This is a genomic window from Rodentibacter trehalosifermentans (assembly GCF_002000545.1).
In the GTDB taxonomy this organism is placed as follows: Bacteria; Pseudomonadota; Gammaproteobacteria; order Enterobacterales; family Pasteurellaceae; genus Rodentibacter; species Rodentibacter trehalosifermentans.
Map to the genome: position 1 here is coordinate 33,569 of NZ_MLHL01000019.1, position 13,681 is coordinate 47,249.

Consider the following 13,681-nt stretch of genomic DNA (forward strand, 5'->3'; position numbering starts at 1 on the left):
ACCCTCTATAAATAACAATGATGTCATTCACCCAAAAGGCACCATGTGGTGTCTTAAACCATGAATAAACGGAGTTCGCTATTCTTACTTATATTAAAAATTTGTTTGGTAAAAAGAAAAAAAAACTTTCACAAAATAGCGCAAAACAATCGAACCAAACAAAGGCTCATTCTAGACGAGTTGAGCATTCAACCCCATCACGAAACCCCAAAAACAGCCAAGCCAATCACACGCATAAGGGGGGGATTAAAGCCTCACAGTTTGGCATTCATCCCCGAATGTTTAGCCGTCATGCCTTGACTGTTGTCGAAAAATTACAACGCCAAGGGTTTGAAGCCTATATTGTGGGTGGGTGTATTCGTGATCTGTTGCTTGGTAAACAGCCAAAAGATTTTGATGTCGCCACCAATGCCCGACCGGAACAAATTCAAAAAATCTTCCAACGCCAATGTCGTTTGGTTGGTCGTCGTTTTCGTTTGGCGCATATTATGTTTGGTCGGGATATTATCGAAGTTGCCACCTTCCGTGCCGGCCATAACGATGCCCGTAGCGAACATCAAGCCAAACAAAATGATGCCGGTATGCTCTTACGGGATAATGTCTATGGCACGGTTGAACAGGATGCCGAACGCCGTGATTTCACTATCAATGCCCTTTATTACAATCCACAAGATAATACCCTAAGGGATGATTTCAACGGCATTGCCGATCTCAAAGCCGGTAAATTACGTTTAATTGGCGATCCCGTTACCCGTTATCAGGAAGATCCGGTACGCATGTTACGCGCCATTCGATTTATGGCGAAATTAGAGATGTTCCTTGAAAAAAGCAGTGAACAGCCTATTTATGACTTAGCCGATTTACTGAAAAACATTCCGCCTGCCCGCCTTTTTGATGAAAGTTTGAAATTATTACAAGCGGGTTATGGGGTAACAACCTATCGTTTATTGCGTCAATATGGTTTATTTGAACCCCTCTTCCCTAGCCTTACCCCTTTCTTTACGGAGAAAGAGGATAGCTTCGCGGAGCGTATGATCCTCACCGCACTCACCTCAACCGATGAACGAATTGCCGATAAATTGCCTATTAACCCGGCGTTTTTATTTGCCGCATTTTTTTGGTATCCGCTGCGTGAAAAAGTAGAAATATTAAAAAATGAAGGGGGGCTAAACAATCACGATGCCTATGCCCTTGCCGGAAATGAAATTTTAGACCTGTTCTGTCGCACTTTAGCCGCACCACGTCGCCATACAGCAGTGATCCGTGATATTTGGTTCTTACAATTACAGTTATTGAAACGCACCGGTTCAGCACCGATGCGTACAATGGAACACCCCAAATTTCGTGCGGCCTTTGATTTATTGATGATGCGGGCTGAAATTGAGGGGGGCGAAACCGTTGAGCTTGCCAAATGGTGGCATGAGTATCAATTTAGCAATGGTGAGCAACGTCATCAACTTGTTCAAGAACAACAGCGTTTACATCCAAAACCAAAGAAAAAATATTTTCGTCCCCGTAAACGCCGTCGTTCAAACGCCCAAGCCTCATAGGAAGCGAAATAATGATAACCGCTTATATCGCCTTGGGGAGTAATTTAAACACCCCCATTGAACAACTCAACAGTGCATTGAACGCCATAGAAAATTTACCGCAAACCCGACTTCTTGCGGTGAGTGGTTTCTATCAAAGCAAACCCCTTGGGCCGCAAGATCAACCGGATTATGTGAATGCCGTGGCAAAAATTGAAACAACATTAGCCCCTTTACCCTTGCTGGATGAATTACAACGTATTGAAAAGGCGCAAGGCCGTGTGCGTTTGCGCCGTTGGGGAGAACGCACACTGGATTTGGATATTTTGCTTTATAGCAACGAAATTATTCAAAGTGAACGTTTAACCGTTCCCCACTACGACATGAATAATCGGGAATTTGTGATTGTGCCCTTGGCTGAAATCGCACCGGATTTAATGTTGCCAAGCGGTATAAAATTAGCGGAATTAGCAAAAAATTTTGCCCATCACAAAATGAAAAAAATCTAAAAAAATAACCGCACTTTAATCAACTAAAGTGCGGTTATTTTTATCAAACTTTTTACGCCGTGATTTTACTGGATTTTTTCGCTAACTCGGCATGTGCTTTCTTCTGTTCTTTCATTTTCGCACTGGTTTCACGACGCTGTGCTGAAAGTTCTGCACTACGAATCGTATAATCATCGACCCGCGCTTCATAATCATCCCGCATGTTTTCGATAATTGCACGCACATCATCAATATCCATATCGTCACGAATATATTGGTTTAAATTATCAAGTAATAACACCCGTTTTTGGTTATCACGAATTTTACGGCTGATGTCTTCAATATCACGTTTTAGCTTATTTTTTAAACGATACATACGCACATATTCCAACACTTCTTGAAAGGATTGTTTGTTGACGGTTTCCATAATGGCTCTCCCTATTGACAAAATAACGCCCCGTAATTTAGCTTTTTTTTCCCTTGTCGTCAAAACCTTAAATTTAAATTTTGTGGCTTATGTCAAAAAAAGCTCGGATTTTTCTAAAAACCGTTGATTATCCGCTTTTCTAGTGATAAAACGTAGCGCGTTATTCTCTAAAAATAAGGAAAGCACAATGTCTCAAGTTTTCAATTTCAGTGCCGGTCCGGCTATGATTTTTCCCGAAGTATTACAAAAAGCCCAAGCGGAACTCACTAACTGGTTAGGGCAAGGCGTTTCTGTGATGGAAGTCAGCCACCGTGGCAAATATTTTATGGAACTTATCACAGAAGCGGAAAAAGATCTGCGCGAGATCTATCAAATTCCCGATAACTACCGTGTGCTCTTTTTGCAAGGCGGTGCCCGGGGTCAATTTGCCGCATTGCCGATGAATCTTATCGGCAAAAAAGGAAAAGCCCTTTATTTAAACAGCGGACATTGGTCTGCCACCGCGGCAAAAGAGGCCCGTAATTTTACAGAAATAGATGAAATTAGCATTGTGGAAAATGGCGATAAGACACGCATTACCCGCTTAGATTTCAGTGATATTGCCGATCAGTACGATTATGTCCACTACTGCCCTAATGAAACCATCAGCGGTGTAGAAATTTTTGATCTGCCAAATGTGGGTAATGCCGTTTTAGTCGCCGATATGTCATCGAATATCCTTTCTCGCGAAATCGATATAAGCAAATTTGGGGTCATTTATGCCGGTGCACAAAAAAACCTTGGCCCTGCCGGTATTACATTGGTGATTATTCGTGATGATTTAATCGGCAATGCCCGCAAAGAAACCCCTTCCATTTGGAACTATGCAATACAACGGGATGCGGATTCTATGATTAACACCCCGCCGACTTTTGCGTGGTATCTCTGCTCGCTGGTGTTCAAACACCTTAAAGCTATCGGTGGGTTAAAAGTGATTGCAGAACGTAATACCCGTAAAGCGCAACGTCTTTATGATTACATTGATGAAAGCCGGCTTTACCGCAATGTAGTGGCAAAAGAAAATCGTTCAACGATGAATGTGACTTTTGTGACCGGCAATCCTGAATTAGACGCCAAATTCGTTGAAAAAGCCACCGCAGCCGGTCTACAAGCTTTAAAAGGTCATAAAGTGCTGGGGGGAATGCGGGCGTCTATCTATAATGCGATGCCTTTGGAAGGCGTGGAAGCACTCATCGACTTTATGAAAAAATTTGAAGCGGAAAATCTCGCCTAAAGTGCGTGAAACCGCCCTAAATTTAACCCTCAATATTGAGACGCCCATTTATCTTTAATGAATGTAACACTATGCAATATATTACTATCGCTAATCAAGGCGTAAAATCCCTTTCCCCCTATCAAGCGGGTAAACCTATTGAAGAACTTGAACGTGAACTCGGTATTAGCAATATCGTTAAACTCGCTTCTAACGAGAATCCCTTTGGATTTCCCGACAGTGCCAAACAAGCCATTATCAATCAATTGGAGAACCTCACCCGCTATCCCGATGCCAATGGTTTTGAACTGAAACAAGCCATTGCTAAAAAGTTTGGCGTTCAGCCTAATCAAATTACACTGGGTAATGGCTCAAATGATTTACTTGAACTCTTCGCACATACCTTTGCCGGTGAAAGAGATGAAATCATTTATTCACAATATGCCTTTATCGTTTATCCTCTTGTGACCAAGGCAATTAATGCTATCGCAAAAGAAGTGCCGGCAAAAAACTGGGGCCATCATTTAGCGGGATTTTTGACCGCACTTTCCGATAAAACCAAACTGATTTTTATCGCCAATCCCAATAACCCCACAGGTAATTTCTTAACCGAACAAGAAATTGATGATTTTCTTGCAAAAGTGCCTGAAAAAGTGATTGTGGTGTTAGATGAGGCCTATACGGAATTCACCCTTCCTGAAGAACGGCTCGATTCTTTTGGTTTATTGAAAAAATATCCTAATCTCATTATTTCCCGCTCTCTCTCGAAAGCCTATGGACTTGCCGGTTTACGCATTGGCTATGCGGTGTCTAATCCTGAAATTGCCGATTTATTAAACCGTGTTCGCCAACCCTTTAACTGTAACAGTTTGGCTCTCGCCTCCGCCATTGCGGTGATGAATGACGATACCTTCATTGAAAAGGTAGCAGAAAATAACCGTGTTGAAATGGCACGCTACGAACAATTCTGCCACCAATACGGACTGGATTATATTCCTTCAAAAGGCAATTTCATTACTATCGACTTCAAACAGCCTGCTCAACCTATTTATGAAGCATTATTGCGAAAAGGCGTGATTGTTCGCCCGATTGCAGGCTATGGTATGCCTAATCATTTACGCATTAGTATTGGTTTACCACAAGAAAATGACAAATTTTTTACTGCACTGATTCAAGTGCTAAATTTAACTCAAACTGACTAGGGGCTTTATGAACAAAGTAACCATGATGGGTAACCCCATTGAAATTAAAGGTGATTTTCCACAAAAAGGGGAAACGCTTGAAAACCTCACCTTCACCAACAAAGACTTAGCCGATGTTGGCTTAGAAGCTTTTGCCGGCAAACGCAAAGTACTCAATATTTTTCCAAGTATTGATACCGGCGTTTGTGCCACCTCTGTTCGTGTATTTAACCAACGTGCGGCAAATTTAGAAAATACCGTGGTCTTGTGCATTTCAGCGGATCTCCCTTTTGCACAAGCCCGTTTCTGCGGGGCTGAAGGCATTGAAAACGTGCAAACCTTATCCACTTTCCGCCATAAAGAAATCCACGAAAAACTCGGCGTGGATATAAAAACAGGTCCAATCGCAGGGCTAACGGCACGTTCCGTGATTGTGTTGGACGAAAACAATCAAGTGCTACACAGTGAATTGGTTTCTGAAGTTAAAAACGAACCGAATTATGATGCGGCCATTGCGGTATTATAAGTAACAAAAAAGTGCGGTTGAAATTGACCGCACTTTTCTCATTTCTACCTCGGTATTATTTCCCAATAACCTCTAACCCGCCCATATAGGAACGCAACACTTCCGGCACAGTAATCGAGCCATCTTCATTCTGATAGTTTTCAAGCACGGCAACCAAGGTACGCCCAACCGCCAAACCTGAACCATTTAAGGTGTGAACCAAACGGGTTTTCTTATCGCCTTTCGCTTTACAACGTGCCTGCATACGGCGTGCTTGGAAATCCCACATATTAGAACAAGATGAAATCTCACGATAAGTATTTTGTGCCGGAATCCAAACCTCTAAATCGTAAGTTTTGCATGAACCAAAGCCCATATCACCGGTGCAAAGCAACACTTTGCGATAAGGCAAATTCAACAATTGTAAGACTTTTTCAGCATGACCGGTTAATTCTTCAAGGGCCTCCATAGATTTATCCGAATCCACAATTTGCACCATCTCCACTTTATCAAACTGGTGCATACGGATTAAACCACGGGTATCCCGCCCATAAGATCCGGCTTCGGAACGGAAACAAGGGGTGTGCGCCGTCATTTTAATGGGTAATTCCGCCTCATCTAAAATCACATCACGCACCAAATTCGTCACCGGGACTTCCGCCGTTGGGATTAAAGCGTAAGGTTGCTCCCCTTCCAAAGCATTGGTGTGAAAAAGATCTTCACCGAATTTTGGCAATTGCCCTGTACCATAAAGCGTGGCGTGATTCACAAGGTAAGGCACGTAAGTTTCTAAATAACCGTGTTGTTCTGTGTGAAGATCCAACATAAATTGCGCTAAAGCACGGTGTAATTTTGCAATTTGCCCTTTCATCACCGCAAAACGGGCCCCCGCTAATTTAGCCCCTGCAGCAAAATCCAATCCTTCGGACTGTTCGCCGAGGGTCACATGATCTTTCACTTCAAAATCAAAGGTTCTTGGCGTGCCCCAACGTAAAATTTCAAGGTTTTCCGTATCATCTTTGCCAAGCGGCACTTCATCTGCCGGTAAGTTCGGAATGGTTAAGGCGATTTGATTTATTTCCGCCAACACCGCTTCAAGCCGGGTTTTCGCTTCATTTAACTGCTCGCCCATATTATCCACTTCAGCAAGCAACGGGGCGATGTCTTCACCACGGGCTTTTGCCGCACCAACGGCTTTTGAACGGAGATTACGTTCCGCCTGCAAGGTTTCGGTTTTCACTTGAAGGGCTTTGCGTTGCTCTTCCAATTCAGCGAGTTTTTCCGTGTCAAGAATGAAGTTACGTTTAATTTTTAATTTTTCTGCCACTTCCGCCAAATTATTGCGGAGTAAATTTGGATCGATCATTGGATTTCCTTACTTTTTTATTGAAATAAAAATGCCCTTATTCTAGCGTGGATTTGTCAAATAAACCAGTTAAAAGCCGGTCAAGAATCAGGATTTTATTTTGTGATCCGCATCAAATTTTTGTGATTCGCTTCTATTAATTTTTTCTAAATAAGGTAAAGTAGGAACAGTTTTTAACCCTTCACAGGAGCTTACCTATGTTTCCCGAATTTAGAGACTTAATCACTAAACTTAAGAATCATGATGCCTATTTTGAACGTTTGTTTAATAAACATAATGATTTGGATCAGGATATCAAAAATAAAGAGGAAAACATTACGCTCGCTACTCATACGGAAATTGAGATCTTGAAAAAAGAAAAATTACGGATTAAAGACGAGCTTTATGCTTACTTGAAAAAGAAAGCGGCAGAACAATAATTGATTAATCTCAACTATATTTAAAGCTCGATAATACAAAATGTAGAAGATTAACATTACTCTTCTACATTTTTTATTGGAAAAAAACGCAGGTTTATGACCATTCAAAAGTCAATTTAGTAGAGTATGTCATGTATTTTCAGTGCCAAATGTTTGGTAAATAGTTTATTTGTGTACAACCAAAAGTATCTACGGCTTTAACTGTACTTTTTGTTTGTCTGTTATATCATTTATCCGCTCTGTTTTAAGCGTTCGGAAAAACAATGCAGAAAATTCATCATTAAATTACGATCCGATTCAGTCAAATCAATCATAACACGATGAATGTGATGTAGCTGATCAGAGGCTCGCGGACTACTTTCACCAATTAAATCTGCGGCTGTACAGCCAAAAATTTCTGCTAATTCAATTAATCTCACCGCATTTGGAATAATGATGCCTCGTTCCATGCGGGACACCGCCTCATTACCAATTTCCAAAATTTCAGCAACCTGTTCCTGAGTAAAACCACTTTGCTGACGATACTTTGCAATCGTTTTTCCAATACGTTTATTGACTTCATTATAGTTTAAATTTAGTTTCATTCAGCCCTCCATTAGGCTTTAATGGTGGGGGATTCAACTTATTTTATTAAGGACTTTAAAATACCATATACCAACTTGTTAAGTTGACAATCTTGTAATACACTTAGTCGGCACACTTTTCATCAAAGTGTAGTTTTAGAGGGAATTATTTTCCCTGTGTTTTTAAATTTTACAACTTAATGAAAGGATACTTACTTATGACTTCTACACCTGATATTTTAAAAAATCCTCTAACTAATAAAGGCACAGCCTTCAGCCAAGAAGAACGTCACAAATTCGGTTTAATCGGTCGTTTGCCCGCTGCTATCGAAACATTAGAACAGCAAGTGAATCGTGCTTATCAACAATTCTCCTCTTATGAAAAAGACATTGAAAAATATATATTCCTCGATCAATTACACAATAGAAATGAAGTTTTATATTACCGACTATTGACTGACCATTTAGCGGAAATGCTTCCGATTGTTTATGATCCGACTGTAGGCGAAGCCATCAAAAAATGGAGTCGGGATTATCGTCGTTCACGCGCGGTCTATTTAGATATTAATCATCCTGAAAATATTCGCACTTCTTTTGAAACCTTAGGACTAGGTGCAAATGACGTTGATTTAATCGTCATTTCTGATGCGGAAGAAATTCTTGGTATTGGCGACTGGGGCGTGAACGGTACGGATATTTCCGTAGGCAAACTTGCTGTTTATACTGCTGCAGCCGGAATCGATCCCTCTCGTGTGATAGCTGTAAACCTTGATGTGGGAACAAATAACGAAAATTTATTAAACGATCCGACTTATCTTGGTAACCGCCATGCTCGAATTCGTGGCGAACGTTACGATAATATGATTGATGAATATTTGAAAGTCGCTACTGAAATGTTTCCAAATGCATTGTTGCACTTTGAAGATTTTGGTCCATCAAATGCCCGCCGCATTTTAGAAGCAAATCGCAATAAATATCGTCTTTTCAATGATGATGTACAAGGTACAGGGGCTATCGTGATGGCTGCATTATTCTCCGCCTTGAAAGTCACCAAACAAAATTTTGCAGAACAACGTTTAGTGGTTTATGGTGCAGGTACAGCTGGAACAGGAATTGCGGATCAAATTTGTGCAATGATGGTTCGTGATGGTTTAAGCCCTGAGGATGCGAAAAAACACATTTGGCTAATCGATATTAATGGTTTAGTGACCAACGATATGCCGAACTTACCAAATTATCAACAAACTTATGCCCGCCCTACTGCTGAAGTCGCAAACTGGAATAAAGAAGGAGGTAAAATTCGTTTGTTAGAAGTAATTAAACAAATCAAACCAACCATCTTACTCGGCACATCAACGGATCACGGTGCATTCAATAAAGAAGTTGTAAAAGCACTTTGTGCTGGCGTAGAGCGTCCAATTTTATTACCAATCTCTAACCCAACGGAAAAAATTGAAGTGATGCCAAATGATGCGATTGAATGGTCTGATGGCAAAGCGTTAATTTCTGTGGGAATTCCTGTTCCACCAGTGCAATACAAAGGTGTGAACTACGAAATCGGACAAGCAAATAACGCATTGCTTTATCCGGGATTAGGGCTTGGTATTATCGTTTCAGGCGCAAAACACGTAACAGATAATATGTTATTAGCGGCTTCAAAAGCGGTAGCAAGCCAAGTAAATCCTCAAGATTTAGGCGCATCATTAATTCCACCTGTGGATAATTTACGTGCATCTTCTGCAACTGTTGCTGTGGCGGTGGCAAAACAAGCGGTTGAAGATGGCGTTGCGACAAAACAATCCGATAATTGGGTACAAACAGTCCAAGATGCAATGTGGCAACCTGTTTATCGTTAATAAATAAAGATCGCTCGCTTTAATTAAGCGAGCGATTTTACATTTTATAAGAGAAATAAAATTATGTTGTTTTTAACCACAATAGAAAGTGTTGTATCCATTGTTCTTATTATCGCTCTCGGCTTTTACTTGCAAAAAGCAGGATGGTTTGCAAATACCTTCGCCTCCAACATTTCAAAACTTATTATGAATATTGCCCTTCCGGCTTCAATATTCAATTCAGTATTGACTTATCTAAATCGAGATAAACTCGTCTCACTATCCGATGGATTACTTTATGGTGCGATCTCGATCGTGCTTGGTTACCTTATCGCTTGGCTGCTTGTTAAAGTAATGAAAATTAGACGAGGACGTAGAGGTGTATTTATCAATACCATTGTTAATGCCAATACAATTTTTATCGGACTACCATTAAATATTGCGTTATTTGGTAATGTCAGCATGCCTTATTTTCTCGTTTATTATGTACTCAACACAATATCAACTTGGGCATTTGGCGCAATATTAATAGCACATGATAGCAACACACCCCAAAAGACTGAACAAGCACAACATATTGACTGGAAAAAGCTATTGCCAGCACCACTTATCGGTTTTTTAATTGCATTAGTATTTTTATTGGCTGATATTCCTGTTCCATCATTTATTCATACTTCATTAAATTACATTGGCTCAATCGTTACACCACTTTCATTAATTTACATTGGTATTGTTCTGTGTAATGCAGGATTAAACAGTATTAATTTCGATAAAGATACTGTCGTTGCGCTTATAGGAAAATTCATCCTTGCGCCAGTTATTATGGTGACATTAATTCTCCTTGGGGAAAATGCATTACCACTCCCCTTAATGGAAGAAAAAACACTCATCGTGCAATCTGCTATTCCTGCGTTAGCCATATTGCCGATTCTCGCAAATGAAGCAAAAGGTGATGTACAATTTGCCACCAATATTGTGACCACCAGTACCCTTTTATTTATTATCGTGATACCCATTGTAGAAACATTATTGAAATTTCTATAAATAAAGTGATCGACATCTCAAATTAGGTGTCCAAGTTTTTGGGGAGCAGATCAAAGTGCGGCCAAAAATAATTTGGTCTTTCTTTAGGCGATTTATTAAAATAAGCGCTCAAAAACAGAGTGCTTATGTCGATCAATCTTTTTGAATTAATGAACATCTTTGTGCAACTTGCCGAATGTGGGAGTTTCACCAAAACCGCAGAATTATTGCATTTGCACCGTCCTGCGGTAACCAAAGGAATTCAACAATTAGAAGCGCATCTTAATACCCGCCTATTACAACGTACCACAAGGCAAATTCATCTCACCCCTGAGGGAGAAGCATTTTACCAACGCTGTAAATTATTATTGGCGGAGGTCGATCACACTTTACAGAATTTTTCGCCCAACCGACCGCTTGCCGGTATTTTGCGGGTGGATATGCCAACTTCCCTTGCCAAATATCTTATTATTCCCTCTCTCAAGGATTTTTATCGGCAATATCCCCAACTAAAAATCGTCATTAGCAGTAATGATTCGCAAATTGATTTGGTAAAAGAAGGCGTGGATTGCACTTTACGTCTTGGTGAATTGATTGATTCCGACTATATCGCCCGAAAAGTCGGTAATTTAAAAATGCTGACTTGTGCAAGCCCGGCTTATTTGGCTAAATTCGGGATACCGCATACATTAGAGGATTTGAAAACACATCAAGGCGTGGCATTTAGTCTGCCTAACCGCCGTTTTTTGGATTGGGATTTCCAAACCCCACAAGGAAAAACCACCCTTCCCATTCCCAATTGGCAATTGGCCATTACCCGTGCAGAAGATTATGTTTGTGCAGCGGTTGAAGGATTGGGAATGATTCAGGCAATGGAAATTTATGTGGAAGATAAATTGGCTGATGGACGTTTAATTGCGCTACTCCCCCATTTTCCTGTCCCTGATAAGCCCCTTTCTTTGCTTTACCCAAGCCGTTTGCATTTGGCTCAAAAAGTGAAAGTCTTTGGCGACTGGATCACCTCATTGTTACAAAATAAGTAACAGTGATGAATTAAAACTGCCATTTTTCTATCTAATCTAAATCGCTATAATCCTACCTATCAAAATAGTCTATCAATTTATAAGGAATAAAAATGAATAATACACTTCGTTTGATTTTTCCCCAATGGCAAGGGGCAGGATTTAATATTATGCCGATTTTAGTGCCTGAACTTAATTATCAAGATGCCTGCCAAGGCTATGCGATCGGTAGTCAATTGCTTAATTGGCTTGCCCCGCAAACCAATAGCCCAACTGCCACAGTGCCGGTTTCGATGTCTTTTGATGAGGCGGACAATGTCACAGAAAACGGTATTCAAGCCTATCAAACAGTAAAACGTCAACTCAAACTCGCATTGGAAACCATTGAAACCCACCGTCCTGATCGCATTGTCACCCTTGGCGGGGAATGTTCGGTGAGCGTGCCGCCTTTTGCCTATTTAGCGAAAAAATACGAGGATGATGTCGCGGTGATTTGGTTGGATGCACACCGAGATTTAACCGTGCCGAGCGATAATTACAACGGCTATCACGCGATGGCGTTAGCCAAATTGCTTGGTGTAGGCTATGAGCAAATGCTCGCCTTATTACCGGCGACTTTAGAACCGAAAAATGCCTTAATTGTCGGGCTACGTACAGAAGATGAAGCCAGCGAACGGCAAAAAACCTTAGGTATAGCGTCCCTTAATCCCGAACAGGTAGCAGACAACAGCCAAGCTGTTATCGACTGGCTGAAAGCCACAGGCAAACGCAAAGTGATGGTGCATTTTGATTTAGACGTGCTAGAACCCACCGAATTGCTCACCGCCGTGGGACGGGATCCTAACGGTTTACGCATTGCACAAGCGGTGAGAATAATCAACGATATCGCCAACGCCGCTGATTTGGTAGGGCTTACCATTGCCGAATGTATGCCAAGAGAGGTGATCAAACTGAAAAAAATGCTGGCAGCATTACCTTTAATGAGGTAAAAGTGTAGGCGTTTTTGGGGAGTTTTAACTCCCCTTAAAATTTTAGCGATTTTATTCCCTGTGCTACAATTCGCCCCTATTTGTTGATTTAATTTAAAAGGATAAAAATGAAAGTTTTACTCATTAATGCCCACCCCGAACCACACAATCAACAGGCTTATGCTGTGCAAATGGCGAACCATTTCGCCGCACTTATACCGGCGGATCAGTTAGACATTTTGAATTTATATGAAGCGGATATTCCGCCGCTTGATGGGGCAATGTTGGAGTTGTTCCGCAAACAAGCGGCACAGGCGGAATTATCGACGGAGGAGCAAGCCTTGGCGGGGCGTATGGCGGCGGTATTGCGTCAATTCAAATCGGCAAAACGTATTGTGATTGCGATGCCGTTGCATAATTTCAATATCCCTGCCCGTTTGAAAGATTATATAGACAATGTAATGATCGCCCGTTAAACCTTTAAATATGTGCCGGGCGGCTCCGTGGGTTTGATGAATGATGGTCGTAAAGTGCTGATGATGCAATCCAGCGGTTCCATTTATACCAACAATGACCGCTACACGCCGCTTGATATCAGCTATCAATATTTAAAAGGCGTATTCAACGAAATTATGGGCTTTAACGAGTTTGATATAATTCGCCTACAAGGCACCTCCCTCAGTGCGGTAAATAACGAAGAAGCATTGGCAAATGCCCTAGCGGAAATTGAAGCGAAAATACCGGTTTTTTTGTCGGAATAATTTGACATTAAAGTGCGGTTGGTTTTGCGAAAATTTTCGGTATTTTCCAGTATTATGTATCACTTGTGCAAAACTATTGGATATCTTCTCTCCCTCCGTTTACAGCGGGAGGTGCCGCAGGCGGAGGGGGGAAAGAGCAGTTATTTTTCACCGAGTTTTTGCAACTTCATTCCCCTCCTCCCCTCAGGGCTACGCCCAGCTCCCCCCCGTAAACGGAGGGAGCGAAAAATAGCACAACTCCCCTACCCGATGTAAACGATGTCCTTAGGGAAAATGTAAAGGATGTTTGGGGTGGACAAAATTATCCATTGTGCAACTGCTACACAAAATCGTAAAACTATC

The 13,681-nt window shown here is 41.2% G+C and carries 15 protein-coding genes; 12 read left to right on the forward strand and 3 right to left on the reverse strand.

Annotation, left to right across the window (positions count from 1 at the left end; genetic code table 11):
• Positions 1-101: 101 nt before the first annotated feature.
• Both pcnB and folK read left to right on the forward strand, forming a co-directional pair.
• Positions 102-1,550, forward strand: a complete 1,449-nt coding sequence (pcnB, locus tag BKK52_RS04390; RefSeq protein WP_077473479.1) for a polynucleotide adenylyltransferase PcnB — start codon at positions 102-104, stop codon at positions 1,548-1,550.
• Positions 1,551-1,561: 11 nt separating this feature from the next.
• Positions 1,562-2,038, forward strand: coding sequence for a 2-amino-4-hydroxy-6-hydroxymethyldihydropteridine diphosphokinase (gene folK, locus BKK52_RS04395; RefSeq protein ID WP_077421399.1), 477 nt, complete (start codon positions 1,562-1,564; stop codon positions 2,036-2,038).
• Positions 2,039-2,090: 52 nt separating this feature from the next.
• Here the strand turns inward: folK and BKK52_RS04400 are convergent, their stop codons facing one another.
• Entirely contained in the window at positions 2,091-2,444 is a 354-nt protein-coding gene (locus BKK52_RS04400) for a DUF496 family protein (RefSeq protein ID WP_077421400.1), read from the reverse strand.
• 187 nt (positions 2,445-2,631) lie between these two features.
• Between BKK52_RS04400 and serC the strand changes: the two genes are divergently transcribed.
• From serC to tpx, 3 genes are all read left to right on the forward strand, one after another.
• A complete protein-coding gene (gene serC / locus BKK52_RS04405) occupies positions 2,632-3,717 on the forward strand; it encodes a 3-phosphoserine/phosphohydroxythreonine transaminase (protein ID WP_077473480.1) in 1,086 nt (361 codons plus the stop codon).
• 71 nt (positions 3,718-3,788) lie between these two features.
• Positions 3,789-4,898: a histidinol-phosphate transaminase gene (gene hisC, locus BKK52_RS04410; protein ID WP_077473481.1), complete on the forward strand. Its 1,110-nt coding sequence runs from the start codon at positions 3,789-3,791 to the stop codon at positions 4,896-4,898.
• Between the two features lie 7 nt (positions 4,899-4,905).
• Entirely contained in the window at positions 4,906-5,403 is a 498-nt protein-coding gene (gene tpx / locus BKK52_RS04415; protein ID WP_077473482.1) for a thiol peroxidase, read from the forward strand.
• Positions 5,404-5,458: 55 nt separating this feature from the next.
• Here tpx and serS read toward each other — a convergent pair whose 3' ends face one another.
• Positions 5,459-6,748: a serine--tRNA ligase gene (serS, locus tag BKK52_RS04420; protein ID WP_077473483.1), complete on the reverse strand. Its 1,290-nt coding sequence runs from the start codon at positions 6,746-6,748 to the stop codon at positions 5,459-5,461.
• A 197-nt stretch (positions 6,749-6,945) separates the two neighbouring features.
• On the opposite strand from serS, the gene BKK52_RS04425 reads away from it, so the two are divergent.
• Positions 6,946-7,167 (forward strand): HP1242/YdcH family protein, encoded by a 222-nt coding sequence (locus BKK52_RS04425; protein WP_077421405.1) that lies wholly within the window; start codon positions 6,946-6,948, stop codon positions 7,165-7,167.
• A gap of 230 nt (positions 7,168-7,397) precedes the next feature.
• Here BKK52_RS04425 and BKK52_RS04430 read toward each other — a convergent pair whose 3' ends face one another.
• Positions 7,398-7,751, reverse strand: a complete 354-nt coding sequence (locus tag BKK52_RS04430; protein ID WP_077421406.1) for a helix-turn-helix domain-containing protein — start codon at positions 7,749-7,751, stop codon at positions 7,398-7,400.
• A gap of 197 nt (positions 7,752-7,948) precedes the next feature.
• Here BKK52_RS04430 and BKK52_RS04435 point away from each other — a divergent pair, with 197 nt between their 5' ends.
• The 6 genes from BKK52_RS04435 (at position 7,949) to BKK52_RS13755 (ending at position 13,339) form a co-directional block, all read left to right on the forward strand.
• The gene (locus tag BKK52_RS04435; protein WP_077478042.1) at positions 7,949-9,586 is read left to right on the forward strand and encodes an NAD-dependent malic enzyme; all 1,638 of its coding nucleotides are present in this window, start codon (positions 7,949-7,951) and stop codon (positions 9,584-9,586) included.
• Between the two features lie 63 nt (positions 9,587-9,649).
• Positions 9,650-10,609 (forward strand): AEC family transporter, encoded by a 960-nt coding sequence (locus BKK52_RS04440; protein ID WP_077421778.1) that lies wholly within the window; start codon positions 9,650-9,652, stop codon positions 10,607-10,609.
• A 125-nt stretch (positions 10,610-10,734) separates the two neighbouring features.
• A complete protein-coding gene (locus tag BKK52_RS04445; RefSeq protein ID WP_077421777.1) occupies positions 10,735-11,631 on the forward strand; it encodes a LysR family transcriptional regulator in 897 nt (298 codons plus the stop codon).
• A 92-nt stretch (positions 11,632-11,723) separates the two neighbouring features.
• Positions 11,724-12,599, forward strand: a complete 876-nt coding sequence (locus tag BKK52_RS04450; RefSeq protein ID WP_077473486.1) for an arginase family protein — start codon at positions 11,724-11,726, stop codon at positions 12,597-12,599.
• Between the two features lie 107 nt (positions 12,600-12,706).
• Positions 12,707-13,054 carry an NAD(P)H-dependent oxidoreductase gene (locus BKK52_RS13750; RefSeq protein WP_207551792.1) on the forward strand — a complete coding sequence of 116 codons (348 nt, stop codon included), beginning with the start codon at positions 12,707-12,709 and terminating at the stop codon, positions 13,052-13,054.
• 36 nt (positions 13,055-13,090) lie between these two features.
• Positions 13,091-13,339, forward strand: a complete 249-nt coding sequence (locus BKK52_RS13755) for a hypothetical protein (RefSeq protein ID WP_208606143.1) — start codon at positions 13,091-13,093, stop codon at positions 13,337-13,339.
• The last annotated feature ends 342 nt before the right edge of the window (positions 13,340-13,681 follow it).